This window comes from Pseudomonas sp. SDI, assembly GCF_003105155.1.
GTDB lineage: Bacteria > Pseudomonadota > Gammaproteobacteria > Pseudomonadales > Pseudomonadaceae > Aquipseudomonas.
The window spans coordinates 1-24,782 of the sequence record NZ_QETK01000019.1 but is presented as its reverse complement, the minus strand read 5'-3'; the positions used below and the strand labels follow the sequence as shown (position 1 = coordinate 24,782).

The following is a 24,782-nucleotide window of genomic DNA, read 5'->3' as shown; positions in this document are numbered from 1 at the left end:
GGGAGCCTAGGTCCCCGCCTTGATCTTGGTCCAGGCCCGGGTCCGCGCCCGTTCCGCATCCCGCGGCAATGGCTTGAGGGTATACAGCTTCTCCATCGCCTCGGCCGTCGGGTACAGGTTCGGGTTGTTGCGAATCGCCGGGGTCACCCGCGCGGTCGCATCCTTGTTCGGGTTCGGGTAGCCGACAAAATCGCTGATCGGTGCAATCACCTGCGGTTGCAGCAGGTAATTGATGAACGCATGGGCATCCGCCGGGTTGGCCGCACCTTTAGGAATCGCCAGCATGTCGAACCAGATCGGCGCCCCTTCCTTGGGCAGGCGCATATCCACCACCACGCCGTTCTTCGCCTCGCTGGCGCGGTTGGCCGCCTGCGAGAAGCTACCGGAATAACCCACCGCCACACAGATATCGCCGTTGGCGATGTCACCCATGTACTTCGACGAGTGGAAATAGGTGATGTGCGGGCGAATCTTCAGCATCAGCGCCTCGGCCTTCTTGTAGTCGGCCGGCTTGTCGCTGTTGGGCGGCAGCCCCAGGTACTGCAAGGCAATCGGCAGAATCTCCGACGGCGAATCGAGCAACGCCACGCCACACTGCTTGAGCTTGGCAATGTTCTCTTCCTTGAAGATCAGGTCCCAGCTGTCGACCGGCGCATTCTCGCCAAGGACCGCCTTGACCTTGGCCGGGTTGAAGCCGATCAGCACGGTGCCGTACATGTACGGCACGGCGAACGTGTTGCCCGGATCGTTGGCCTCGATCAGCTTCATCAGCGTCGGGTCCAGGTGCTGCCAGTTCGGCAGCTTGCTGCGGTCCAGCGGCTGGAACACCCCGGCTTCGATCTGCTTGGCCAGGAACACGTTGGACGGCACCACCACGTCATAGCCGGAGTTGCCGGTCAGCAGTTTGGCCTCCAGCGCTTCGTTGGTGTCGAAGATGTCGTACACCAGCTTCACCTGAGCGTCCTTCTGGAAGTCGCTCAGGGTTTGCGGGGTGATGTAGTCGAACCAGTTGTAGACCCGCAACGTGCGCTGCTCGGCAGCCTGCAGGCTGGCGGCGGCGAGCAGGCTGGTACACAGCAGCGGGGCGAGCAGACGCTTGAGTCGGGTCATGCTTATGCTTCCTGTTGGGTGCGTTCGAAACCTTCAAGGACATTGACGGCGTTGATGCCGATTTCTTCTACCGCGTAACCCCCTTCCATGACGAACAGCGTCGGCTTGCCAAGGCGCGCGATACGCTCGCCCATTTTCAGGTAGTCCGGGCTGTCGAGCTTGAACTGCGAGATCGGGTCGTCCTTGAAGGTGTCCACCCCCAGCGAAACCACCAGCACGTCCGGCGCATAGGCGGCAATGCGATCGCAGGCGTCGTCGAGGGCGGCGCTCCAGGTCGCCCAGTCGCTGCCGGCGGCGAGCGGGTAGTTGATGTTGCAGCCTTGGCCGGCACCTTCGCCGGTTTCATCGGCATAGCCGAGGAAGAACGGGAACTCGGCCTGCGGGTCACCATGGATCGAGGCGAAGAACACATCGCCACGGCGGTAGAAGATTTCCTGGGTACCGTTGCCGTGGTGATAGTCCACGTCGAGGATCGCTACGCGCTGGTGGCCCTGGTCGAGGAAGGCCTGGGCGGCGATGGCGGCGTTGTTCAGGTAGCAATAGCCACCCATCACGTCGCTGGCGGCGTGGTGTCCCGGTGGTCGGCACAGGGCGAAGGCGCTGCGGGCGCCGGCCTGTACGGCGGCCTGGGCGGTCAGCGCCACTTGCGCAGCGCTGTAGGCGGCTTGCCAGGTGCCGGCAGTAATCGGCGCGCCAGCGTCGAAGCTGTAATAGCCCAGCTCGCCGTGCAGGCCGCTGGGCTTCACGCTGCGCAGGGTGCGGGCCGGCCAGGTGAACGGCAGCAGGTCGCCGTCGTGACCCAGGGCGGCCCAGCGCTGCCAGGCGCCCTCGAAGAATTCCAGGTAGTCGGCACTGTGCACGCGCAGCAGCGGCGCGCGGCCAAAGTCATCGGGGCCGTTGATCGGGCCCAGCTCACGGACTTTGACGCGGTCGAGCACATGGTCGGCGCGCGAGGGCATTTCGAAGCAGGGCATCAGCTTGCCGTCGATCAGCTCACAGCGGCCGTGGTGCAGGCGATGATCATCGGAATAGATCGTCAGCATTTCTTGTTCTCCGGGTTAACTGGCGTGCCGTCATTGTTGGAGAAGAAGCACGCCGGGCAGAACGGCGAAAATGGCCAAAAGGGGATCGATGTGGCCAGCCTGCAGGTCCGTATTTCGCCCCCCGACGGTGCAGATGGGCCGGCTCAGGCGCGGAAATGGCTCGGCGCGACGCCGCTCCAGCGCAGGAAGGCATGGCGGAAGCTCGCGGTTTCGCTGAAGCCCAGTTGTTCGGCGATGCGGTAGATCGGCAGTTGGTCTTCACCCAGCAGTTGCTTGGCCCGCTCGAAACGTAGCTCGTCGAGCAGTTGCTGGTAGCTGCTGCCCATGGCTTGCAGGTGCCGGCGCAGGGTGCGCGACGAGCAGTTCATCTGCCTGGCCAGGCCATCCAGGCCAGGGGGCGTAGCGAGCTGTTCGAGCAGCAGTTGGCGGATGCGCCCGAGCCAGGCCTGGCGGCCGGTGAACTCCAGGTTCTGCTTGCGGCAGCGTTCGCTCATGGCCCGGTGGGTGACCTGGTCGGCCAGCGGCAGTGGGTGTTCGAGCCAGCGTCGATCGAAGGCGAAGGCGTTGTCGCCGGCTTCGAAGCGCAGCGGGCAGGGGAAGCTGGCGCGGTACAGCGCGTGGTAGTCGGGCTGGGCGTGGGCGAAGCGTGCGCCCAGCAGCGGCAGTGGCTGGCCGAGCAGGTCGTCGCAGATGACCTTCAGCGAGGTCAGGCAGAACTCGGCATTGAAGGCCGCCAGCTCGGGTTCTTCGTGGTATTCGCTGGCGCTGAACCAGACCCGCTCGCCGTCGTCGATCAGGCGCAGCTGGAAAAGTGTTCCCAGGAGCGCGGGGTATTGCATGGCCAGGCGTAATGCGTCACCTAAGGTGGCACTGGAGAGCAGGGCGTAACCGAGCATGCCGTAGGACGAAACGTGCATGCGCTCACCCAGCTCCAGGCCCACTTCGCGGCGTCTTGCGACGGCGTTGGCACACACCAGCATCTCCTGGCGGGTGGTGATGCGCGAGTCGGCGCGGCCCAGGTCGGCCGGGCAGATGCCGCTGCCGTCGAGCAGTTCTTCGGCGCATTGGCCGTGGCCCTGGAAGGCTTGCAGAACCAGGGAAACCGCGTTGAGGGTGGTGAGGTGCGAATGCAGCATGCTCGGCGTCCGGCGGTGGGGCTGGGGTAGAGCGCGAGCAATTTGTGTGCCCGGTATTTCTGCTGTGGACCTCATCGCCGGCCTTGCCGGCGAAAAGGCTTCAGCGCAACTCGCCGATCAGATCCTGCTCGATCAGCCGCCGCACCTCGGCGAGCTCCAGCCCCGCCCCGAGTAGCCCGTGCAACTTGCCGAACGCCGCTTCGCGGGTCATGCCGCCGCCGGACAATACCCCGGCCTGGCGCAGTCGGCTGCCGGCTTCATACACATCCAGTTCCACCCCGCCTTCATGGCATTGCGTTACCGCCACGATCACCACGCCCTGTGCCTGCTGCAAGGCCGCGAGAAACGCCGGATCGTCGCCCGGCCCGGTGCCGCTGCCGTAGCATTCGAGCACCAGGCCCTGCACGCCGCTATCCAGCACCGCCGTGAGTAGCCCGGCAGCAATCCCCGGCACCAGCGGCAGTACCGCCACCGTTGCCAGGGTGGTCGGCTGCCGATAGTCCAGCGCCGCTGGCAACAGCGCCTGTGGCGCTGAGCTGCGGGCGCGCTTCAGCGCCGCGAACGGCTGCCGACCAACGCTGCGCACCTTGGCGCAGCGCAGCGGGTCGAGCAATTGGCCATGGAAATACAGCTGCACCCCGGCGGTGAGCCCGGCACTTAATGCCTGGAGCGCGCCGCCGAGGTTCTCCCAGGCATCGCTGTCGGCCACTCCGGCCGGCAGCATCGAGCCGGTAAACAGGACCGGTGCCGGCAGGCCGACGAGCTGGAAGCCCAGGGCCGCCGCGCTGTAGGCCAGGGTATCGGTGCCATGCAGCACCAGCACCGCATCGCAGCCACGCAGCGCTACCGCGTCGATGATCGCTGCGCGCAGGCGTTGCCAGTAAAGGGGGGTCATGTTGGCGCTGTCGATCAGTGGCAGCAGTTCCTGGAACTGCCAGCTCGCCAGGCCAGACTGGCCGGCGAGCTGCGCGCGCATTCGCTGTTCGAACCCCGACGCCGGGGCCAGGCCGTTGGCACTGGCCTGCATGCCGATGGTGCCGCCGGTGTACAGCACCATGATGTTGCGGGCAGGGGGGGAAACGGCGGGGTTCATGCGCAGTGCTCCGTGATCGGTCTTGTTCGAGGCCGCTCACAGTACGCCATCCCCCGGCGGGCTGTCAGCGCTTGGCGCGATCCTGCTCGACCTTGGCCGGCCAGGCGCGGGTGTCGAGGTCCAGGTCGGGGAATTTCGCCGAGTCGAACACTGGCGTCTTCACCCCGGCGGCGCGCTGGTCGTCGTAGTCGCGCAGCACGCGCATGGCGATCTTGAACAGCATGGCCAGAGCGATCAGGTTGACGAATGCCAGCAGGGTCATGGTGATGTCGGCGAAGGCGAACACCGTGCTCAGGTTTTGCACCGCGCCCCAGAGGATCAACAGCAGCACCAGCGCGCGGTAGCCGATCAGCGCCCAGCGGTTTTCGCCGACCAGGAAGCGCAGGTTGTTCTCGCCCAGGTAGTAGTTGTAGAGGATCGAGGTGAACACGAACAGCGCCAGCGCGACGCTGATGAACACCCGGCCCCAGTCACCCACCACGGCCGCCAGCGAATTCTGCGTCAGGGCGATGCCGTCGCCTTCGAAGCCTGGCGTGTAGAAGCCCGACAGCAGGATCAGCAGTGCCGTGCAGGTGCAGATGACGAAGGTGTCGAGGAACACGCTGAACGCCTGCACCACGCCTTGGGCGACCGGGTGCTCGACCTGCGCCACGGCCGCCACGTTGGGCGCACTGCCCAGGCCCGCTTCGTTGGCGAATACACCGCGCTTCACGCCCATTACGATGGCGCTGCCGATCAGCCCGCCGAACGCCTGGTCGAGGCCGAAGGCGCTCTTGACGATGGTCATCAGCATGCCCGGCACCTGGTCGAACTGCAGCACGATCACGTACAGGGTCACGGCGATGTAGGCCAGGGTCTTGACCGGCACCAGCAGGTCGGCGACCGAGGCGATGCGCTTGATCCCGCCGATGAACACCAGGCCCAGCAACACCGCCATGGTGATGCCGGTGTAGGTGGTGTCGAAGCCGAAGGCGTTATTCAACGAGTGGGTCACGGCATGGGCTTGCAGGCCGTTGAAGGCGAAGCCGAAGGTGACCAGCAGCAGGAACGCCATGAGCATGCCCAGGCCGCGTTTGCCCAGGCCGTGCTGGATATAGAAGGACGGCCCACCGCGGTATTGGCCTTCGCTGTCGCAGCGCTTGTAGAGCTGACCGAGGGTGCACTCGAAGAAGCTGCTGGACATGCCGACCAGTGCCGTCACCCACATCCAGAACACCGCGCCGGGGCCACCGAGGGTCACGGCGATGCCGACCCCGGCGATATTTCCGGCGCCCACGCGGCCGGCCAGGCTGAGCATCAGCGCCTGGAACGAGCTGAGTTGCTCGCTGCTGCTGCGCAGGCTGTCGCGGAACACCGAGAACATATGGGTGAAGTAGCGCAGTTGAACGAAACGCGAGCGGATCGTGAAGTAGCTGCCCAGACCGACAATCAGCACGATCAGAACCTTGCCCGAGAGGAAGTCGTTGATGACTTCAAGCATGGATGTTTCCTCGCTTTAACCGGTGACCAAAAAGCATAGACAACGCCAACCCCCGGGGTCTGAATCCGTGAGGCAGAACACAAGGGAGGCGGACGACAGCGGAGTGCGCGGTGACGGGCATTGCCTAGCGTGTTTTTGCGTCTTGCCCGGCCATTGGCCTGCCCCGATTGGCAGCGCCGCCTGAGCAAGAGGGCGGGCACTATACCGGGGTGAGGGCGCTGCGTCTTCCTAACGGTCTGACTTCGTTTGCGGAATGGTCCTACATCTATCCGTAAAAACCTTTGTTAGCGTCCGGGTTTTTCCGACTGCTGGCAGGGGGGCGTGCCGACACGCACCTACCGCACCGGCTACCTGCCAAGGGAACCTGGGATGATCACCACTGCCTCATGCGTGCGGCTGTCTTTACATCTGGACACCGTCGAAAACGACTTTCAGGTAGTTGCCTTCAGCGGTAGCGAAGGCATCAGCAGGCCTTTTTCCTTCGACATCGACGTGGTCAGCACGCGCGCCGGTCTGGCGCTCGAAACCCTGTTGAATCAGCCTGCCTTTCTCGCCTTCGACGCACACGGGGCCGGGGTACACGGGCTGATTGGCCGGGCACGTCAAGGTATCCGCGGCAAGCGCCTGGCCGATTTTATCGACCCGGACCTGTGGCTAAGCGAGCAACTGGTGCGGGCGGCCACCTGGGGCTGGGAAAGCTCGGCGTTGCTGGAGTTCTTCCTTGTGGAAAGTATCAAGGCGTTGGGCTTTGTATTGCCGCCGGAGTGGGACCCGCTGCCGAATGAAAGTCCGGCGACGCATCTGAGGCGGGTTCAGGTGGAGGCGATGTTTTGGCCGGGAGGGGGAACGCTATGAGCCGGTGGCTGGTTAAAGGGTTGTTGCTTGTGGTGGCAGTGTTGTTGGTGGGGTGCGGGGAGGGGGTGTCGAATACGTTTACGTTGGCTGCTGAGTTGCCGCCGAATTTTACCTACCGCGCATATGCCCGGTATGTACCTGCGTCGGGCGAAACCTGCAGTGTGTCGAGAAAAGATAATTTAAACCCTGGATTCAATTGGGCGTGGCGAGAGGCGTATTCACCGGAGGCCAAAATTCAAGTTCGAAAAGTCATCAAAGGCTGTCCGATGGTCGTTCGAGTGATTAAGATCGAGATATTTTCAATCTATGGCGCTGACCGAGGCGACTTCAGTTCGGATTTTGCGGAAATTACAATTCGGGAAAAATTGGATGATGTATATAAAAATGGCTTTGACAAACTTGGCGTGAGTGAGTTTTACGGCGAATGTCAATGGCTTTTCCGAACATCAACGTCGACAAGGAGGTTAACAAAGATTTTGAAGTGCACGGGAACTGATAAAGACGGTACGCCGCAGCGAGGTGGCCCTTTTGCCGCGTACGAACTCGATCAGTTAGCCGGGGCGACCGTACGGATGAACATAAAGTTGGCGGCGACTGAACGGCCCTATTTCAAGGACACCTGGGTTAAATTTGAAAATGGCTGGAAGCGTTGTATGGGGGATGGGCCACTGGATGAGCGAGCATACTGCAACGGAAATTTTAAAGATTTCAGTAAATTCCGGATGCCCGGTGGAAAAGAATGTTTAGTTTACCCTGGCTGTGAGGAGTGACTAAGTATGGACGCTTTTCAAGAGAATTGAGTTCGCCTATTAATAGCCGTGCGTTTGTTTGTCCCAAACAGGGGCGTTGGAGCAGTTTTCGGCTTGTGGATGAATCGGGGTGTGGCAAACCCTACGCGGGTCTTCTTTATACCGCCATTGACAGTGAGGGATTGAACTATGTTGGGATGCTTGATGATCAGGGAAGCGGAAAAGTAGAGGATCACTGTGCCGGGCCACGGGTGGTGAAATTTGTACATGAATATGCTGAAAGTGATCCGCTCTATACTGACCTTATGAAGCGTGATAGCTACCCGCTGAAAATTTCCGCACTTCAGCTTCGTGCCGAACAGACAAATTATGTGAACCGTGATGGTGCGCGAACAGAAAGAAATGCGGCACAAGAAAGCGCTGATATATTTTATCAATTCGACGTTGGCGATCTTGTTGAATTTTGTGCCCATCTACCTCCCGTTTCGGAGCGTCGTTTCCCCGTTCGTGCCGGTCCGAAAAACTTATGCGTGAGCATGGTCGTGTGGGCGTAACAGTTGAGCCCTTCAGCATACTGTTTTGGAAGTTCGTCCATTACGCGCCTTGCGCCCAATGTTTTCTGGCAATATGGCATTCAGCGCCTTGAATCTTTATCAGCTCGTGTTGATGTCGACCTTGGTGTATTGCCCGTTTGGTCAAGAACCTGATGATAAGCCAGTGACGGAACAACATGTGGTGTTCCAGGGTTGCGCAAAAAATAATCATCTGCGGCCATAGCCTCGCCGACGCCCTCGCCCGCTGGCAGGCCCACGCCGAAAACGCCCGTACCGTGCAGTTGGCGATGGCGCCGGGCCTTTGCGCAGAGGAAAAGCGTGCGGAAGAGTTCTGGCGCAACGAGCCGCGTCCAACCTTCGACGAACTCATGGCCATGCGCTGATACCCAGCCTGTTCCCGCGCAGATAAAAAAAGGGCCCTGGGACAGAATCCCGGGGCCCTCAAAGGTGAGAGGTGTCTAGTCCCTCGACCTGGTGAGCGGTGTCACTGCGTGGGTTACGCCTTCAGCGGAACCAGACGCGGAGCAATCATGTTTTCCGGACGCAGGATGTCGTTGAGCATCGCTTCGTCCAGCAGGCCTTCTTCACGCACCAGTTCCAGCACGCCGCGGCCGCTTTCCAGCGCGATACGGGCGATACGGGTGGCGTTTTCGTAGCCGATGTACGGGTTCAGGGCGGTGACCAGGCCGATCGAGTGTTCGACCAGTTCACGGCAGCGCTGTTCGTTGGCGGTGATGCCGACGATGCAGTGCTCGCGCAGCATGTCCATGGCGCGTTGCAGCAAGCGGATCGAGTCGAAGATCTTGTAGGCGATCAGCGGCTCCATCACGTTCAGCTGCAGTTGGCCACCTTCGGCGGCAACGGTCAGCGCCAGGTCGTTACCCATGATGGCGAAGGCCACCTGGTTAACGGCTTCCGGAATAACCGGGTTGACCTTGCCGGGCATGATCGAGCTGCCTGGCTGACGCGCTGGCAGGTTGATTTCGTTGATGCCGGTACGCGGGCCGCTGGAGAGCAGACGCAGGTCGTTGCAGATCTTCGACAGCTTGACCGCAGTACGCTTGAGCATGCCGGAGAACAGTACGAAGGCACCCATGTCCGAGGTGGCTTCGATCAGGTCGGCAGCCGGTACCAGCGGTTGACCGCTGATCAGCGCCAGGCGCTGTACGGCCAGCATCTGGTAGCGCGGGTCGGCGTTGATGCCGGTACCGATGGCGGTACCACCCAGGTTGATTTCGGTCAGCAGCTCCGGAGCCAGTGAACGCAGACGGTGCAGGTCTTCGGTCATGGTGGTGGCGAAGGCGCGGAATTCCTGGCCCAGGGTCATCGGCACGGCGTCCTGCAACTGGGTCCGGCCCATCTTCAGGACGTGGCTGAACTCTTCGCCTTTGGCGGCGAAGGCCTGGATCAGGCTGTCGAGGCTGGCCAGCAGGGCGTCGTGGCCCAGCAGCAGACCCAGACGGATCGCCGTTGGGTAGGCGTCGTTGGTCGACTGCGCCATGTTCACGTCGTTGTTCGGGTGCAGGTACTGGTACTCGCCCTTCTGGTGACCCATTGCTTCGAGGGCAATGTTGGCGATCACTTCGTTGGCGTTCATGTTGGTGGAGGTACCAGCACCGCCTTGAATCATGTCGACCACGAACTGCTCGTGGAAGTCACCGCGGATCAGACGGGCGCAGGCCTCGCTGATGGCAGCATGCTTGGCATCGCTCAGGTGCCCCAGCTCACGGTTCGCATCGGCGGCGGCCTGTTTGACCATGGCCAGGCCGACTACCAGTTTCGGGTAGTGCGACAGCGGAACACCGGAGAGGTGGAAGTTGTTGGCAGCGCGCAGGGTCTGGATGCCGTAGTAGGCATCAGCAGGGACTTCGAGGGTACCAAGCAGGTCTTTTTCGACGCGGAACGATGCAGCAGCGGACATGATAGAGATCATCTCGATTTTGGCCCGGCACATGCCGGAATGGCGCCAATGCTAGGGCTGAGCGGATTTTGCGGCCAATGCTGTTGCACGCTAACCTATGCACAAACGGCATACTGTTTGATGTGACGCCAATTGACATTCGAGCGTGTTCCATTTTGGTGCATGCCTGGAGACCGTGATGAATCTGGAAAGCAAATGGCTGGAAGACTTCAGCGCCCTGGCCGCGACCCGCAGTTTTTCCCAGGCGGCCGAGCGGCGTTTTGTCACCCAGCCGGCCTTCAGCCGGCGCATCCGCAGCCTGGAAGCGGCGCTGGGGCTGACCCTGGTCAACCGTTCGCGTACGCCGATCGAGCTGACGGCGGCGGGGCAGTTGTTCCTGGTCACGGCGCGCACCGTGGTCGATCAGCTCGGCGAAGTGCTGCGCCACCTGCATCACCTTGAAGGCGGGCAGGGCGAGGTGATCCAGGTGTCGGCGGCGCACTCGCTGGCGCTGGGCTTCTTCCCGCGCTGGATCGCCCAGTTGCGCAACGACGGGCTGAACATCGCCACCCGGCTGGTGGCGACCAACGTCGGCGACGCGGTGCATGCGCTGCGCGAAGGCGGCTGCGACCTGATGCTGGCGTTCTACGACCCGGATGCGGCGTTGCAGATGGATGCGGAAATCTTCCCCTCGCTGCACCTGGGCCACACCGAAATGCTCCCGGTATGCGCGGCCGGGCCAGACGGCAAGCCGTTGTTCGACCTGGAAGGCGAGGGCAGCGTACCGCTGCTGGCCTACAGCGCCGGGGCCTTCCTCGGGCGGTCGGTGAATCTGTTGCTGCGCCAGCGCAACCTGCGCTTTACCACGGTGTACGAAACGGCCATGGCCGATAGCCTCAAGAGCATGGCCCTCGAAGGCCTCGGCATCGCCTGGGTGCCGCGGTTGTCGGCGCGTGCCGAACTCGAGCGCGGCGAACTGGTGGTGTGTGGCGGCCCGCAATGGCATGTGCCGCTGGAGATTCGCCTGTACCGCTGTGCGCTGGTGCGCAAGGCCAACGTGCGGCTGTTGTGGCGCAAGCTCGAAGGCGGTGCGAACCCGGCCACGCCTTGACTCAAAAGTCAGCCCAGGCCCCGAAAAATAAGGCCCAACAGTTGGTCGCCGGGGTGCATTAAACCGACTGCTTTGCGATATACTGCGCGGCCTTCGGTCGGTATGCCCGGCCCTAATTCGCATAACAAGCCACGCCGGTAGTCCCTGCGTGGCTTGTTGTTTTTTGACGCGCCTGAAGGCGCCCAAGAGAAGAGGCTCGACGATGAGTGCACTGGTTGGCGTGATCATGGGCTCCAAGTCCGATTGGTCCACCCTTAGCCACACCGCCGATATGCTGGAAAAACTCGGCATTCCCTACGAAGTGAAGGTGGTTTCCGCCCACCGCACGCCGGACCTGCTGTTCCAGTACGCCGAAGAGGCCGAAGGCCGTGGCATCGAGGTGATCATCGCCGGTGCCGGTGGCGCAGCCCACCTGCCGGGCATGTGCGCCGCCAAGACCCACCTGCCGGTGCTCGGTGTGCCGGTGCAGTCGTCGATGCTCTCTGGGGTCGATTCGCTGCTGTCGATCGTGCAGATGCCGGCCGGCATTCCGGTCGCCACCCTGGCCATCGGCAAGGCTGGTGCGATTAACGCCGCGCTGCTGTCGGCGAGCATCCTCGGCGCCAAGCACCCGCAGTTCCATGCGGTGCTCAAGCAGTTCCGTACCGAGCAGACAGATAGCGTTCTGGACAATCCAGATCCGCGCCAGGTTTGAGGTCTCACGCATGAAAATCGGTGTTATCGGTGGCGGCCAGCTGGGCCGCATGTTGGCCCTGGCGGGTACGCCGCTGGGCATGAACTTCGCTTTCCTCGACCCGGCGCCAGACGCCTGTGCCGCGCCGCTGGGCGAGCACTTGCGTGCCGACTACGGCGACCAGGAGCACCTGCGCCAGTTGGCCGACGAAGTCGACCTGGTGACCTTCGAGTTCGAAAGCGTACCGGCCGAAACCGTGGCCTTCCTGTCGCAGTTCGTGCCGGTCTACCCAAGCGCCGAGGCGCTGCGGATTGCCCGTGATCGGCTGTTCGAAAAAACCATGTTCAAGGACCTCGGCATTCCGACCCCGGCCTTTGCCGACATCCACTCGCAAGCCGACCTGGACGCCGCCGTGGCCAGCATCGGCTTGCCGGCCGTGCTGAAAACCCGCACCTTGGGTTACGACGGCAAGGGTCAGAAGGTTCTCCGCACGCAAGCCGACGTTGTTGACACGTTCGCCGAGCTTGGTAGCGTACCGTGCCTGCTGGAGGGCTTCGTGCCGTTCACCGGCGAGGTCTCGCTGATCGCCGTACGTGCCCGCGATGGCGAAACGCGCTTCTACCCGTTGGTGCACAACACCCATGAAAGCGGCATCCTGCGCCTCTCGGTGGCCAGCGAAGACCACATCCTCCAGGGCCTGGCCGAAGACTACGCGGGTCGCGTACTCAAGCAACTGGACTATGTCGGCGTGCTGGCCTTCGAGTTCTTCGAGGTCGACGGCGGCCTCAAGGCCAACGAGATCGCCCCGCGGGTGCACAACTCCGGGCACTGGACCATCGAAGGCGCCGAGTGCAGCCAGTTCGAAAACCACCTGCGCGCCGTTGCCGGCCTGCCGCTGGGCTCGACGGCCAAGGTCGGCGAGAGCGCCATGCTCAACTTCATCGGTGAAGTGCCGGCGGTGGATAAGGTCGTGGCCATCGACGATTGCCACCTGCATCACTACGGCAAGGCCTTCAAGGCTGGGCGCAAGGTCGGTCACGCCACCCTGCGTTGCGACGACATGGCGACCCTGGAACAGAAGATCCAGCAAGTCGAAGCCCTGCTCCAGGGCTGAGCGGAACCAATCCGCCCCGGCGTCCCTCTGATGGCAGGATGCCAAAGCGCTGACTAGGCTTTGGCAATTGCACTCACTTCAGAGGGACTGCCATGGGTATCATCGGAACCATCTTCATCGGCCTGATCGTTGGCTTGCTGGCGCGCTTTCTGAAGCCCGGCGACGACAGCATGGGCTGGATCATGACCATCCTGCTGGGGATTGCCGGGTCGTTGGCGGCGACGTACGGCGGGCAGGCGCTGGGCATCTACCAGGCTGGTCAGGCGGCTGGGTTCTTCGGCGCCCTGGTGGGCGCGGTGATTCTGCTGGTGATCTACGGTTTCATCAAAAAAAGCTGATTGCGCGATAGAATGCTCGGCAACTTTCCTACCGGTTGCCGAGCTTTTTCATGCGCGCGCTATTTCTGATTCCCCTGTTGCTGGTAAGCAGCCTGGCCCGTGCCGAGCTGCCTGAAACCGACTGGCTGGCGCTGATGCCGAAGTCGGACCAGAAAGCCCTGGAAGCGATGCCGGAGATCGATCACAACTCGCCGGAAGCGCAGGGCGTGTTTACCGAGAAGGGTGGCATGAAGCAGGCCAAGGGCTTGCCGGCGGTGATGTACTCAAACAAGACGGTGGCGGCCATGAACGGCAAGCAGATCCGCCTTGGGGGGTACCCGGTGCCGTTGGAAACCGATGCCAAGGGCAACAGCACGTTGTTCTTCCTGGTGCCGTACCCAGGCGCGTGCATCCACGTGCCGCCACCGCCGCCGAACCAACTGGTGCTGGTGCGTTATCCGCAGGGTTTGAAGCTCGACGATATCTACACACCGCTGTGGGTCAGCGGCACGCTGAAGGTGGAGAAGGTCAGCAATGACCTGGCCGATGCAGCTTATGCGTTGGATGCAGCGAACGTGCGCGTGGTGGTGGATGCGGATCTGTAACCGCTGAAAAGCATCGCGGGACGGTCTACAGGCTTTCGCTGGCGATCCTGATCCCCATCGAATGCAGCGCTCCCGGTTGCAGCTCCAGCAGCTCATCCCACACATTCGCCGTCTCGATGCACAGCATCCGCTGCCAGCCATCGTCGGCCATGTCCGGCAGTTCTGCCGCGCGTTCGGTCCACGGGTTCCAGATCACCGCGGTGCGCGAGCCGCTGGCCGTCAGCGCGATCCGCCGCTTCCAGGCCGGGTCGACAATGCTCAACTGCGCCGGTGTATTCAGGTAGATCCGGTCGGTTTCCCCGGCAAATGTCAGCGTGCCGTGCTGTTGGCGCTGCTCCCAGTCAGCCAGCGTCTCGATGTAAGTCAGGCCGTCGACGCCCTCCACCTGCACCTGACGCACATCGCTCACGGCAAAATAGCTGTGCAGCGCCTGGCTGATGGTCACTGGCTGCTTGCCGAGGTTGCGGCTGGTCAGGGTAATGCTCAGTTGCTCGGTCATTTCGATGCTCAGGATCAGCTCGACCGAGTGTGGCCAGCCCGGTAGGTTGCCCTGGCTTTCCGGCAGGCCGAATTCGATCAGTACGCGCCCGTCGTTGCTGTCGATGCCCAGCAATTGCCAGTCGCGCCCGCGCACCAGGCCATGGGCCGGCCCGTCGCCATCGGCATACATGGCCTGCACCGCCTCGGGGTTGCGCGTGAAGAGACCGAACCACGGCCAGCACACCGGGACCCCGGCACGCACCGATTTGCCTTGTTTGAAAATGGCCTGATCGCTGAGCCAGAGCAGTGGCGGTTGGCCCATGCGCTGGTAGCTGAGCACCTGCGCGCCCTGCTGGGCGACCAGCAGCTCGGCATCCGCGCTGGTGATGCGCCAGCAATTGAGTTCGCCGTGTCGTTCGGCTGCGACCTTGGGTGTGGACATGCGCTTATCTCGTTCGGTTGCGTCAGGCCTTGGACCTTGCGCGGGCCGTCGAGTTTAGCGCGCCGCCCGCTCAGCGACGAGGTGGCACCGAACGGGTGCGGCCGCTGCCGTCGATGGCAACGAAGACGAATACCGCTTCGGTCACCTTGCGCCATTCGCTGGACAGCGGGTCGTCGCTCCACACCTCGACCATCATCTGGATCGAGCTACGGCCGATTTCCAGGGTCTGGGTATAGAAGGACAACTGCGCGCCTACCGCCACCGGCACCAGGAAGGCCATGCGGTCGATGGCCACCGTGGCCACCCGGCCACCGGCAACGCGGCTGGCCATGGCCGTGCCGGCCAGGTCCATCTGGGCGACCAGCCAGCCACCATAGATATCGTTGAAACCGTTGGTTTCGCGCGGCAAGGCGGTGATCTGCAAGGCCAGGTCGCCTTGCGGGATAGGATCTTCTTGTTCGAGTTCAATCATGCCGGGGGGTGCCTCTGACCCGTAACGCTTCGTTGGTTAGGGCGTAACTATGTGCTTCTGCGGCCCAGTATATAGAGCCGCGCGGGCAGCGACGACCATGCAGTCACCATTATCTGCACGCTTTGTGTACTTCTCTGTGCTTTTTCAGGCAATTTGGCTATCGTTCGATCTTCTGTCGGGCCGCAGCCAGCGCTGCTGCGGCGTGCGTTGCCAATAAGAGAGATGTAGATGACCTCCGTGCCCACCTCTATCGAGCAGCCATCGCGGCCGCTGACTCGCAGTGACTACAAGACCCTGTCGCTTTCTGCCCTTGGCGGTGCACTCGAGTTCTACGATTTCATCATTTTTGTGTTCTTCGCTGCCGTGGTCGGCAAGCTGTTCTTCCCCGCCGACATGCCCGAGTGGCTGCGGCTGATGCAAACCTTCGGGATTTTCGCCGCCGGCTACCTGGCGCGGCCGCTGGGCGGCATCGTCATGGCGCACTTCGGTGACCTGCTGGGGCGCAAGAAGATGTTCACCCTGAGCATCTTCATGATGGCTGTGCCCACCCTGATCATGGGTTTGCTGCCCACCTATGCGCAGATCGGCATGTGGGCGCCGATCCTGTTGCTGCTGATGCGGGTGATCCAGGGGGCGGCGATTGGCGGTGAGGTGCCGGGCGCCTGGGTGTTCGTTTCCGAGCACGTGCCGGCGCGCAACACCGGCTATGCCTGCGGCACGCTGACCGCGGGGCTGACCTCGGGGATTCTGCTCGGCTCGCTGGTAGCCACGCTGATCAACACTGTCTACAGCAGCAGCGAAGTGGCCGACTACGCCTGGCGGATCCCGTTCCTGCTCGGCGGTGTCTTTGGCCTGTTCTCGGTGTACCTGCGCCGCTGGCTGCACGAAACCCCGGTGTTTGCCGAACTGCAACAGCGCAAGGCGCTGGCCGAAGAAGTGCCGCTGCGCGCGGTGCTGCGCGACCACCGCGGTGCCATTGTGCTGTCGATGCTGCTGACCTGGCTGCTCTCGGCCGGGATCATCGTGGTCATCCTGATGACCCCGACCGTGCTGCAGACCATCTACCAGGTGCCGGCCACCGTTTCGCTGCAGGCCAACAGCCTGGCCATCGTCCTACTCAGCCTGGGCTGCATCGGCGCCGGCCTGCTCGCCGACCGCTTCGGCGCCGGCCGCGTGTTCGTGGTCGGCAGCCTGGCGCTGCTGGCTTCGTCGTGGACCTTCTACCATACGCTGCCCACCCACCCCGAGTGGCTCTTCCCGATGTACGCGCTGACCGGCCTGTGCGTCGGCATTGTCGGCGCCGTGCCCTATGTAATGGTGCGGGCGTTCCCACCGGTGGTGCGTTTCAGCGGCCTGTCGTTCTCCTACAACATGGCCTACGCGATCTTCGGCGGCCTGACCCCGATGGTGGTGACCTACCTGCTCAAGTTCAGCCCGATGGGGCCGGCCTACTATGTGGCCGGTATCTGCACCATTGGTCTGCTGGTTGGCATTTATCTGCTCGCGACCAAACGCTGAACCCCTCTAGCACAGCCCTCGCAACATTTTGAAAAGGCCATCACCCGTTTGAGGTGATGGCCTTTCATCTAATTGTCACATTCGCTTCATAGAGTGGTCATACGGCCTGCAGATACTTGGGCCCGATCCATCTCACCCCAATTCCTGCTAGGAGCAAGGCATGAAACTGAAGCGTTTGATGGCGGCCCTGACTTTCGCCGCTGCTGGCGTTGCCACCGCTAATGCGGTTGCCGCTGTCGACCCTGCTATTCCGACCTACGTCAAAACCACCGGCGTGTCGGGCAACCTCTCCAGCGTCGGTTCCGATACCCTGGCCAACCTGATGACCCTGTGGGCCGAGGCCTACAAAAAGGAATACCCGAACGTCAACATCCAGATCCAGGCCGCCGGCTCCTCCACCGCGCCACCCGCGCTGACTGAAGGCACCGCCAACCTGGGCCCGATGAGCCGCAAGATGAAGGACGTCGAGCTGCAGGCCTTCGAGCAGAAGTACGGCTACAAGCCTACCGCCATCCCGGTAGCGGTCGACGCCCTGGCCGTGTTCGTGCACAAGGACAACCCGATCAAGGGGCTGACCATGGCGCAGGTCGATGCGATCTTCTCCTCTACCCGCCTGTGCGGTGGCAAAGCCGATGTGAAAACCTGGGGCGACCTGGGTGTGACCGGCGATCTGGCCAACAAGCCAGTACAGCTGTTCGGTCGTAACTCGGTATCCGGCACCTACGGCTACTTCAAGGAAGAAGCCCTGTGCAAAGGCGACTTCAAGCCTAACGTCAACGAACAACCAGGTTCGGCTTCGGTCGTGCAGTCGATCAGCAGCTCGCTGAACGGCATCGGTTACTCGGGTATCGGCTACAAGACGGCCAGCGTAAAAACCGTGGCCTTGGCCAAGAAAGACGGTGGCGAGTTCGTTGAAGACAACGAAACCAACGCCCTGAACGGTACCTACCCGCTGTCGCGTTTCCTCTACGTCTACGTCAACAAGGCGCCGAACAAGCCTCTGGCCCCGCTGGAAGCCGAGTTCGTCAAACTGGTGCTGTCGCAAGCAGGCCAGCAAGTTGTGGTGAAAGACGGTTACATCCCGCTGCCAGCCAAAGTGGCCGCCAAGACCCTGGCTGACCTGGGTCTGAACGACACCAAAGGCGTTGCGAAGAACTAAGTAGGACCGGTGCGGTACAGTCGACGACCGACGCCGCACCACTCATTGCGAGTCCGCTGCCAGGGATGCCTGAGCGGCGGGCTTTTTTGCGTCACTGCATTGTCATGTTTTTGTCATACGGGACCGCTAGGGTGTGCGCATGAATGATCTGGCCAACACAACCATGACCCAAAATTCTCCCCCCGTGCGGATTGATTTCAATACGCCCGAACTGCAACGCAAGCGTCGCCTGCGTGCGCTCAAGGATCGCCTGACCCGCTGGTATGTACTGGTGGGCGGGCTGGCCGTGCTGGCGGCGATCACCTTGATCTTCTTCTACCTGGCCTATGTGGTCGTGCCGCTGTTCCAGGGCGCTACCCTGACCACCAAGAAGGCGCTGGAGCCGACCTGGCTGCAACAGGACGCCGGCAAGCCGCTGATGATCGCCCTGGAAGAGCAGAACCTGGTCGGCATGCGCGTTTCCGACAAGGGCCAGGCGCTGTTCTTCGACACCAAGACGGGTGCCGAGCTCGCGCGCGTCGAGCTGCCGGTGCCGGCTGGCACCCAGGTCGCCTCGATCGGTGCCGATCAGCCGGGCAACCCGCTGGTGGTACTGGGCCTGTCCAACGGTAAGGCGCTGGTGTTCAGCCACAGCTACAAGATCACCTACCCGGACAACAAGAAGACCATCAGCCCGGCCATCGACTATCCGTATGGCCAGGACGCCTTCACCCTGGACGACGAAGGCCGTGCGCTGGAGCACGTCAGCCTCAACGTCAACGGCGACACCCTGGTGGTTGCTGGCTCCACTGGTGCCCACCTGCAAGTGGTGCAACTGAGCCGCGAAGAAAACATGATGACCGGCGAAGTCACCAGCGAGCAGAGCCGTATCGACCTGCCGCAGATGACCGAGGTGGTCAAGGCGATCTACATCGACCCCCGCCAGCAGTGGTTGTATGTGCTCAACGGTCGGGCCCAGGCGGATGTGTTCAGCCTGCGCGACAAGAGCCTCAACGGTCGCTACAAGCTGCTTGAAGACGGCAATGCCGAAGTCACCGCCAGCGGCCAGCTGGTAGGCGGCATCTCGCTGATCGTCGGCGACTCCAAAGGTGGCCTGGCACAATGGTTCATGGCCCGCGACAAGGATGGCGAGCAGCGTCTGTCGCGGATCCGCGACTTCCAGATGGGCACCGCGCCAATCGTCCAGATCGACGCCGAGGAGCGCCGCAAGGGCTTTGTGGCCCTCGACGCCAGCGGCAAGCTCGGGGTGTTCCACAGCACCGCGCACCGTACCCTGCTGGTGGAGCAGGTCGCCGAAGGCGCGGGCACCCTGGCCCTGTCGCCACGGGCCAACCGTCTGTTCATCGAAGCAGGTAACCAACTACTGCCGCTGAGCCTGAAGAACCCGCACCCGGAAGTGTCCTGGAGCGCGTTGTGGAGCAAGGTCTGGTACGAGAACTACGACGAGCCCAAGTACGTTTGGCAGTCGACCGCCTCGAACACCGACTTCGAACCCAAGCTGAGCCTGTCGCCGCTGACCTTCGGTACGCTCAAGGCCGCGTTCTACGCGATGATCCTGGCCGCGCCGCTGGCGATTGCCGCGGCCATCTACACCGCCTACTTCATGGCCCCGGGCATGCGCCGCAAGGTCAAGCCGGTGATCGAATTGATGGAAGCGATGCCGACGGTGATCCTCGGCTTCTTCGCCGGCCTGTTCCTCGCGCCGTACCTGGAAGGTCACCTGCCGGGGGTGTTCAGCCTGTTCGTCATGCTGCCGATCGGCATCCTGGTCTCGGGCTTCCTCTGGAGCCGCCTGCCAGAGTCGATCCGCTTGCGTGTACCGGATGGCTGGGAGAGCGCGATCCTGATTCCGGTGATCCTCTTCACTGGCTGGTTCGCCCTGTACATGAGCCCGTTCCTGGAAACCTGGTTCTTCGGCGGCGACATGCGCCTGTGGATCACCAACGACCTGGGCATCACCTACGACCAGCGCAACGCCATGGTGGTCGGTATCGCCATGGGCTTCGCGGTGATCCCGAACATCTACTCGATCGCCGAAGACGCCGTGTTCAGCGTGCCGCGCAGCCTGACCCTGGGCTCTCTGGCACTCGGGGCAACGCCATGGCAGACCCTGACCCGCGTGGTCATCCTGACCGCCAGCCCGGGGATCTTCTCGGCGCTGATGATCGGTATGGGCCGCGCCGTGGGTGAAACCATGATCGTGCTGATGGCTACCGGTAACACCCCGGTGATGGAAATGAACCTGTTCGAAGGCATGCGCACCCTGGCTGCCAACGTCGCGGTAGAAATGCCCGAGTCGGAAGTTGGTGGCAGCCATTACCGCGTGCTGTTCCTCGCCGCGTTGGTGCTGCTGATGTTCACCTTCGTGATGAACACCTTGGCCGAGCTGATTCGCCAGCGTCTGCGCAAGAAATACTCGTCGCTTTGATAGAAAGGTAGAGATCCGTGAAAAAGGATTCCCTCAAAGGCTGGTTCAAGAGCGGCGCCCCCGGCGTCTGGATGAGCGGCGGCGCCGTGGCCATCGCCGTCATCATGACCATCGGTCTGCTGGCAGTGATCGCCGTGCGCGGCCTCGGCCACTTCTGGCCGGCCGACCTGCTGCAAGCCAGCTACAACGTGCCTGGCCAGCCCAGCCACATCGTCATCGGCGAACTGGTGCAAAAGGAAGAAGTACCCCGCGTGCGCTTGAAAGGTGCCGGCCTGCCGGTGCCGGACGAAGGCCCGGAGTTCATGACCCGCGAGCTGATCAAGGTTGGTAACCGCGACCTGAACGGCAGCGACTTCACCTGGGTGGTCGGCGAGTGGCTGACCGACCAGCAGACCCCGGCCGAGCTGATCGCCCTGGAGCGCCGCGAGTGGGGCAACTTCTATGGCTACCTGGTCAGCGTGAAGGAAAACGGCAAGGTCGTCGCCGAAGGGCAGGCGGCCTGGGGCGAGCTGCAAGCGCGCCTCAAGCGTGCCGATCAACTGGTTGGCGAGCTGGCCAGGCTCGAGAAGAAAGACATCGGTGCGATCAACTACGGCCTTGAGCGTCTGCGCCTGCATGCGCGCAAGCTGGAGCTGGACGGCAAGCTCGATGCTGCCGCGCAGGCCGACATGGATGCCGAGCGTGCCGAGCTGAACAACCGCTACAAGGCCATTGAGGAACGTCTCGGTAGCCTGCATCAAGACCTCGGCCGTGACGCCCTGGTCGCCCGCGACGGCAACGGTCGGGAAGTCGAGATCGCCCTGAGCAAGGTGGTGCATGCCTACCAGCCGAACGGCATGGGCTTCATGACCAAGATGGGCGTGTACTTCGCCAAGGTCTGGGAATTCCTCAGCGACGACCCGCGTGAAGCGAACACCGAGGGCGGGATCTTCCCGGCGATCTTCGGTACCGTGATGATGACCCTGATCATGGCCGTGATCGTCACCCCGTTCGGCGTGCTGGCGGCAGTGTACCTGCGTGAATACGCCCGCCAGGGCCCGGTGACCCGGTTGATCCGCATCGCGGTGAACAACCTGGCCGGCGTACCGGCGATTGTGTACGGGGTATTCGGCCTGGGCTTCTTCGTCTATGTACTGGGCGGCTCGCTCGACCGGCTGTTCTTCCCCGAAGCGCTGCCGGCGCCGACCCTGGGTACCCCGGGCCTGCTCTGGGCCTCGCTGACCCTGGCGTTGCTGGCGGTGCCGGTGGTGATCGTCGCCACCGAGGAAGGCCTGGCGCGGATCCCGCGGACCGTGCGCGAAGGCTCGCTGGCACTGGGTGCAACCAAGGCCGAGACGCTGTGGAAGATCGTCCTGCCGATGGCCAGCCCGGCCATGATGACCGGCATGATCCTCGCCGTGGCCCGTGCCGCCGGTGAAGTGGCGCCGCTGATGCTGGTGGGTGTGGTGAAACTGGCGCCGTCGCTGCCGGTGGACGGCAACTACCCGTACCTGCACCTGGACCAGAAGATCATGCACCTGGGCTTCCACATCTACGACGTCGGCTTCCAGAGCCCGAACGTCGAGGCCGCGCGGCCGCTGGTGTACGCCACCGCGCTGCTGCTGGTGCTGGTGATCGCCACGCTCAACCTGTCGGCGGTATGGATTCGAAACCACCTGCGCGAGAAGTACAAGGCGCTGGACAGTTAAAGAACTTAAGCCACAAGCGGCAAGCTACAAGCTAGCGGCCGCTTACCCAACTTGCAGCTTGTAGCTTGCCGCTTGCGGCTACAAAGGAGTCTAACCATGCAGCATGAATCCCACGCCCACGGCATCGATATGTCGGCCCTGGGTCGCGACAAACAGAGCCTGCGTCTGGCCGAAGAAACCGTGGCCATCGAAGTACCGGGCCTGAGCCTCTACTACGGCGACAAGCAAGCCCTGTTCGACGTCAGCATGAACATTCCGAAACAGCGCGTGACGGCCTTCATCGGCCCGTCCGGCTGCGGTAAGTCGACCCTGCTGCGGACCTTCAACCGCATGAACGACCTGGTCGACGGCTGCCGCGTGGAGGGTGCGATCAACCTCTACGGCAACAACATCTACCGCAAGGGCGAGGACGTCGCCGAGCTGCGTCGGCGCGTCGGCATGGTGTTCCAGAAGCCCAACCCGTTCCCCAAGACCATCTACGAGAACGTGGTCTATGGCCTGCGGATCCAGGGCATCAACAAGAAGCGCGTGCTCGACGAAGCGGTTGAGTGGGCGTTGAAAGGCGCGGCGCTGTGGGACGAGGTCAAGGACCGCCTGCACGAGTCGGCACTGGGCCTGTCCGGTGGTCAGCAGCAGCGTCTGGTGATTGCCCGGACCATCGCCGTGGAGCCGGAAGTGCTGCTGCTCGACGAGCCGTGCTCGGCACTCGATCCGATCTCGACGCTGAAAGTCGAAGAGCTGATCTACGAACTGAAATCCAAGTACACCATCGTCATCGTCACCCACAACATGCAGCAGGCCGCGCGGGTGTCGGATTACACCGCGTTCATGTACATGGGTAAGCTGGTCGAATTCGGTGATACCGATACCCTGTTCACCAACCCGGCGAAGAAGCAGACCGAAGACTACATTACCGGTCGCTACGGCTAGTCGCGCGTTGCGCGACAGCTTCAAGCTGCAAGCTATAAGCGGCAAGAAGGCGGAGCCTGGAACAACACGGATAACTTGAAGCTTGCAGCTTATAGCTTGAAGCTTGAGCGCAGCCTCGCGGAGCGAACGCATGATCGACAAAGACAGCCTCACCCATCACATCTCCCAGCAGTTCAACGCCGAGCTCGAGGAAGTGCGCAGCCACCTCCTGGCCATGGGCGGGCTGGTCGAGAAGCAGGTCAACGACGCGGTTACCGCGCTGATCGAGGCCGACTCGGGCCTGGCCCAGCAGGTGCGTGAAGTCGACGAGCAGATCAACCAGATGGAACGCAACATCGACGAGGAGTGCGTGCGCATCCTCGCCCGGCGTCAGCCGGCGGCATCCGACCTGCGGCTGATCATCAGCATCTCCAAGTCGGTAATCGACCTCGAACGCATCGGCGACGAATCGACCAAGATCGCCCGTCGGGCCATCCAGCTGTGCGAAGAGGGCGAGTCGCCACGCGGTTACGTCGAAGTGCGACACATCGGCGACCAGGTGCGCAACATGGTCCGCGATGCGCTGGACGCGTTTGCCCGTTTCGACGCCGAGCTGGCCCTGTCGGTGGCGCAGTACGACAAGACCATCGATCGCGAGTACAAAACCGCACTGCGCGAGCTGGTGACCTACATGATGGAAGACCCGCGCTCTATCTCGCGGGTGTTGAGCGTGATCTGGGCGCTGCGCTCGCTGGAGCGGATCGGCGACCACGCGCGGAACATTTCCGAGCTGGTGATTTACCTGGTGCGCGGGACCGACGTACGCCACCTGGGGCTGGCACGGATGAAGGAAGAGGTCGAGGGTAGCGGCGAAAAGGCTAATGTTTCGGGCAAATCTGACGATAAATAAGTCTGCCCCGAGAATGAACGCCCGGCCTTGGCCGGGCGTTTTCGTTTTAGCCGGGAACTGGAAGGAGTGGGGATGAGTAAAGTCAGTGTGCTGGTTGTGGATGACGCGCCGTTCATCCGTGACCTGGTGAAGAAGTGTCTGCGCAACAATTTCCCCGGTGTGGTCATCGAAGACGCGGTAAACGGCCGCAAGGCCCAGGCCTTGATGGAGCGTGAGCGTTTCGACCTGGTGCTGTGCGACTGGGAGATGCCGGAGATGTCCGGGCTTGAGCTGCTGACCTGGTGCCGTCAGCACGAAACCATGAAGAGCGTGCCGTTCATCATGGTGACCAGCCGGGGCGACAAAGAGAACGTGGTCCAGGCGATTCAGGCCGGGGTTTCCGACTTCGTTGGCAAGCCGTTCACCAACGAGCAGTTGCTGACCAAGGTGAAGAAAGCGCTGGCCAAGGTCGGCAAGCTGGATGCCTTGATGGCCGGTGGGCCGGTGCGGCAGAACTCGGCGTTCGCCAATGATTCGCTGGCTGCGTTGACTGGTGGCAAGGCCGAGGCGGCCAAGCCGACGGCGCCGGCATCCGCGCCAGTGGCCGCGGCCAAGCCGTTGATCAATGCCCCGCAACCGGGTGCAGCCAAGCCAGCGGCCCCGACCGGGCGTGGTCAGGGCCAGTTACGCCTGTCGAGCGGTACCCAGCCGTGCGTGATCAAGGCGCTGAGCCTGAAGGAAGCGTTGCTGGTGGTGCGCCGCAGCGAAGCGCTGCCGCAGGTGCTGGAGGGCGCGGTGCTCGACCTGGAGCAGGGCGAGAACGCCGAGGTGGCGCGGCTCAACGGCTACCTGCACGCGGTCGCGGCGCTGGAGCCGAAGCCGGACAGCGATTGGCTGCAACTGACCTTCCGCTTTGTCGACCAGGATGCGCAGAAGCTCGATTACCTGTCGCGGCTGATTGCCCGCGGGACGGCGCAGAAGCACTTCATCCCGGGCGCCTGATCGGGCCCTATCGCGGGACGAGCCCGCTCCCACAGAGCTGCAACTGTGGGAGCGG

At 62.7% G+C, this 24,782-nt stretch carries 24 protein-coding genes; 16 read left to right on the top strand and 8 right to left on the bottom strand.

Going from position 1 to position 24,782, the window contains the following annotated elements; all coding sequences use genetic code 11:
- Positions 1-6 precede the first annotated feature (6 nt).
- The 5 genes from DCO48_RS14075 to DCO48_RS14055 all read right to left on the bottom strand — a co-directional run bounded on the left by DCO48_RS14075 (position 7) and on the right by DCO48_RS14055 (position 5,862).
- Positions 7-1,110, bottom strand: coding sequence for a polyamine ABC transporter substrate-binding protein (locus DCO48_RS14075; RefSeq protein ID WP_116551220.1), 1,104 nt, complete (start codon positions 1,108-1,110; stop codon positions 7-9).
- 2 nt (positions 1,111-1,112) lie between these two features.
- Positions 1,113-2,153, bottom strand: a complete 1,041-nt coding sequence (locus DCO48_RS14070; RefSeq protein ID WP_116551219.1) for a histone deacetylase family protein — start codon at positions 2,151-2,153, stop codon at positions 1,113-1,115.
- 143 nt (positions 2,154-2,296) lie between these two features.
- The gene (locus DCO48_RS14065; protein ID WP_116551218.1) at positions 2,297-3,289 is read right to left on the bottom strand and encodes an AraC family transcriptional regulator; all 993 of its coding nucleotides are present in this window, start codon (positions 3,287-3,289) and stop codon (positions 2,297-2,299) included.
- Between the two features lie 100 nt (positions 3,290-3,389).
- Positions 3,390-4,382, bottom strand: coding sequence for an asparaginase (locus DCO48_RS14060; protein WP_116551217.1), 993 nt, complete (start codon positions 4,380-4,382; stop codon positions 3,390-3,392).
- A 64-nt stretch (positions 4,383-4,446) separates the two neighbouring features.
- Positions 4,447-5,862 carry a sodium:alanine symporter family protein gene (locus DCO48_RS14055; protein ID WP_116551216.1) on the bottom strand — a complete coding sequence of 472 codons (1,416 nt, stop codon included), beginning with the start codon at positions 5,860-5,862 and terminating at the stop codon, positions 4,447-4,449.
- Positions 5,863-6,231: 369 nt separating this feature from the next.
- On the opposite strand from DCO48_RS14055, the gene DCO48_RS14050 reads away from it, so the two are divergent.
- From DCO48_RS14050 to DCO48_RS14035, 4 genes are all read left to right on the top strand, one after another.
- Entirely contained in the window at positions 6,232-6,717 is a 486-nt protein-coding gene (locus DCO48_RS14050; RefSeq protein ID WP_116551215.1) for a contractile injection system protein, VgrG/Pvc8 family, read from the top strand.
- The gene (locus tag DCO48_RS14045) at positions 6,714-7,487 is read left to right on the top strand and encodes a hypothetical protein (RefSeq protein ID WP_116551214.1); all 774 of its coding nucleotides are present in this window, start codon (positions 6,714-6,716) and stop codon (positions 7,485-7,487) included. The genes DCO48_RS14050 and DCO48_RS14045 overlap by 4 nt, the downstream gene beginning before the upstream one ends.
- The gene (locus DCO48_RS22615) at positions 7,484-8,020 is read left to right on the top strand and encodes a hypothetical protein (protein WP_133247611.1); all 537 of its coding nucleotides are present in this window, start codon (positions 7,484-7,486) and stop codon (positions 8,018-8,020) included. Before DCO48_RS14045 ends, DCO48_RS22615 begins: the two co-directional genes overlap by 4 nt.
- 176 nt (positions 8,021-8,196) lie before the next feature.
- Positions 8,197-8,403, top strand: a complete 207-nt coding sequence (locus DCO48_RS14035; RefSeq protein ID WP_116551212.1) for a hypothetical protein — start codon at positions 8,197-8,199, stop codon at positions 8,401-8,403.
- A 113-nt stretch (positions 8,404-8,516) separates the two neighbouring features.
- On the opposite strand, the gene aspA is transcribed toward DCO48_RS14035, so the two are convergent.
- On the bottom strand, positions 8,517-9,941 hold the full coding sequence (gene aspA / locus DCO48_RS14030; protein ID WP_116551288.1) for an aspartate ammonia-lyase: 1,425 nt from the start codon (positions 9,939-9,941) through the stop codon (positions 8,517-8,519).
- A 178-nt stretch (positions 9,942-10,119) separates the two neighbouring features.
- Here aspA and DCO48_RS14025 point away from each other — a divergent pair, with 178 nt between their 5' ends.
- The 5 genes from DCO48_RS14025 to DCO48_RS14005 all read left to right on the top strand — a co-directional run bounded on the left by DCO48_RS14025 (position 10,120) and on the right by DCO48_RS14005 (position 13,740).
- Entirely contained in the window at positions 10,120-11,031 is a 912-nt protein-coding gene (locus tag DCO48_RS14025; protein WP_116551211.1) for a LysR substrate-binding domain-containing protein, read from the top strand.
- Between the two features lie 202 nt (positions 11,032-11,233).
- Positions 11,234-11,725: a 5-(carboxyamino)imidazole ribonucleotide mutase gene (gene purE, locus DCO48_RS14020; RefSeq protein ID WP_116551210.1), complete on the top strand. Its 492-nt coding sequence runs from the start codon at positions 11,234-11,236 to the stop codon at positions 11,723-11,725.
- A gap of 10 nt (positions 11,726-11,735) precedes the next feature.
- Positions 11,736-12,818, top strand: coding sequence for a 5-(carboxyamino)imidazole ribonucleotide synthase (locus tag DCO48_RS14015; RefSeq protein ID WP_116551209.1), 1,083 nt, complete (start codon positions 11,736-11,738; stop codon positions 12,816-12,818).
- A 92-nt stretch (positions 12,819-12,910) separates the two neighbouring features.
- The gene (locus DCO48_RS14010) at positions 12,911-13,156 is read left to right on the top strand and encodes a GlsB/YeaQ/YmgE family stress response membrane protein (protein WP_116551208.1); all 246 of its coding nucleotides are present in this window, start codon (positions 12,911-12,913) and stop codon (positions 13,154-13,156) included.
- Positions 13,157-13,206: 50 nt separating this feature from the next.
- Positions 13,207-13,740: a DUF3299 domain-containing protein gene (locus DCO48_RS14005; RefSeq protein WP_165840774.1), complete on the top strand. Its 534-nt coding sequence runs from the start codon at positions 13,207-13,209 to the stop codon at positions 13,738-13,740.
- 25 nt (positions 13,741-13,765) lie between these two features.
- Here DCO48_RS14005 and DCO48_RS14000 read toward each other — a convergent pair whose 3' ends face one another.
- Positions 13,766-14,662: a D-hexose-6-phosphate mutarotase gene (locus tag DCO48_RS14000; RefSeq protein ID WP_116551206.1), complete on the bottom strand. Its 897-nt coding sequence runs from the start codon at positions 14,660-14,662 to the stop codon at positions 13,766-13,768.
- 70 nt (positions 14,663-14,732) lie between these two features.
- Entirely contained in the window at positions 14,733-15,134 is a 402-nt protein-coding gene (locus DCO48_RS13995) for an acyl-CoA thioesterase (RefSeq protein WP_116551205.1), read from the bottom strand.
- Positions 15,135-15,362: 228 nt separating this feature from the next.
- Between DCO48_RS13995 and DCO48_RS13990 the strand changes: the two genes are divergently transcribed.
- The 7 genes from DCO48_RS13990 (at position 15,363) to DCO48_RS13960 (ending at position 24,727) form a co-directional block, all read left to right on the top strand.
- Positions 15,363-16,652 (top strand): MFS transporter, encoded by a 1,290-nt coding sequence (locus DCO48_RS13990; RefSeq protein WP_116551204.1) that lies wholly within the window; start codon positions 15,363-15,365, stop codon positions 16,650-16,652.
- A 160-nt stretch (positions 16,653-16,812) separates the two neighbouring features.
- Entirely contained in the window at positions 16,813-17,811 is a 999-nt protein-coding gene (locus DCO48_RS13985; protein WP_116551203.1) for a phosphate ABC transporter substrate-binding protein PstS, read from the top strand.
- 139 nt (positions 17,812-17,950) lie between these two features.
- Positions 17,951-20,239 carry an ABC transporter permease subunit gene (locus DCO48_RS13980; protein ID WP_116551202.1) on the top strand — a complete coding sequence of 763 codons (2,289 nt, stop codon included), beginning with the start codon at positions 17,951-17,953 and terminating at the stop codon, positions 20,237-20,239.
- A 71-nt stretch (positions 20,240-20,310) separates the two neighbouring features.
- Positions 20,311-21,927: a phosphate ABC transporter permease PstA gene (pstA, locus tag DCO48_RS13975; protein ID WP_177410616.1), complete on the top strand. Its 1,617-nt coding sequence runs from the start codon at positions 20,311-20,313 to the stop codon at positions 21,925-21,927.
- A 96-nt stretch (positions 21,928-22,023) separates the two neighbouring features.
- A complete protein-coding gene (pstB, locus tag DCO48_RS13970; protein ID WP_105641050.1) occupies positions 22,024-22,857 on the top strand; it encodes a phosphate ABC transporter ATP-binding protein PstB in 834 nt (277 codons plus the stop codon).
- Positions 22,858-22,987: 130 nt separating this feature from the next.
- Positions 22,988-23,746, top strand: coding sequence for a phosphate signaling complex protein PhoU (phoU, locus tag DCO48_RS13965; protein ID WP_116551200.1), 759 nt, complete (start codon positions 22,988-22,990; stop codon positions 23,744-23,746).
- Between the two features lie 72 nt (positions 23,747-23,818).
- Positions 23,819-24,727 (top strand): response regulator, encoded by a 909-nt coding sequence (locus DCO48_RS13960; protein ID WP_116551199.1) that lies wholly within the window; start codon positions 23,819-23,821, stop codon positions 24,725-24,727.
- Positions 24,728-24,782: the final 55 nt, after the last annotated feature.